The 1,069-nt window shown below is 32.6% G+C and carries 1 protein-coding gene; it reads right to left on the bottom strand.

Translation table 11 applies throughout. The annotated features are described in order from the left end of the window. Positions 1-54: 54 nt before the first annotated feature. Positions 55-1,069, bottom strand: a 1,015-nt coding sequence (locus tag AVBRAN12637_RS09670; protein ID WP_214119010.1) for a methyl-accepting chemotaxis protein, incomplete at its 5' end; no start/stop codon positions are given.

A 1,069-nucleotide genomic window follows, 5' to 3' on the forward strand; every position in this document is an offset into this window, starting at 1 on the left:
ATTAGGAACTAGCATACTAATTCCTAATAATAAGTTTATTTTTAAGCTAATAAATCAAGTTCTAAATTCATTTAGCTTTTTGTTTAGTTGTTCTGTCATCTCACTTAGATGATTTGCTGCTCCTGCTATTTCTTCTACACTTCTTGCGTTTTCATTAGTGATAGTATTCATATTATTTACTCCACTTAATATCTCGCTCATATCTTTGCTTGTGCTTATATAATCATTTACAGTTGCTTCACTAATTTTTACAGCTTCACTCATTACTTTACCCATTTCATTAATTGTATCTTGGGTATTACTTGCTACTTGAGTTAATTTACTAATCTCTGCTGAATTAGTGCTCATTTGCTCGCTTGCATCTTTAATACCTTGAACTATAACGCTTATTGTTGCATTTATTTCACTAAGGCTTTTTTGAGTTCTCTCAGCCAAACTTCTTACTTCATCAGCTACTACGGCAAACCCACGCCCATGCTCTCCTGCACGTGCTGCTTCTATTGCAGCATTTAATGCAAGTAAGTTAGTCTGGTCTGCTACATCGTTAATTATTTCTAAAATAGATTTAACATTATCAGCATCACGGCTTAATTGCTCAATCTTACTAGCTAAAGCACTTTCTATATCAGCACTATGATTTATTTGATTGGTTAATGAATTAATAGCATCGTTTGCTGATTTTATAAACTTACTTGCATTACTTAATTCATCTTTACCTTTAGCTGCACCAATTACGCCTTTATCAAGGTTATCTTTAGTATTAGTTCCTTTATTAGCTACTTCTGTAACTATTACGCTACCTTCTTCTGCACGCTTACCTGTTTGAAGACTTGTGTGGCTTAATTCATTTGCTATTGAAGCGTTTTCATTTGAGATATCTTTTGCTTGTGCTATTAGAATTCTTACTTTTTCTAAGAATATATTAATAGCTTTACAAGCTTGAGCTATTTCATCATTACCTTTATCATCTAGCTTTTTAGTTAAATCTCCATCTCCACTGCTAAGTTCGTTTGATTTAGCTGTTAGATTGTTTAGTGGGCGAGTGATTTGGAATTTTACGAAGATAATT

Origin of the sequence: Campylobacter sp. RM12637, assembly GCF_020137645.1 — a bacterium.
Taxonomy (GTDB): Bacteria; Campylobacterota; Campylobacteria; order Campylobacterales; family Campylobacteraceae; genus Campylobacter_E.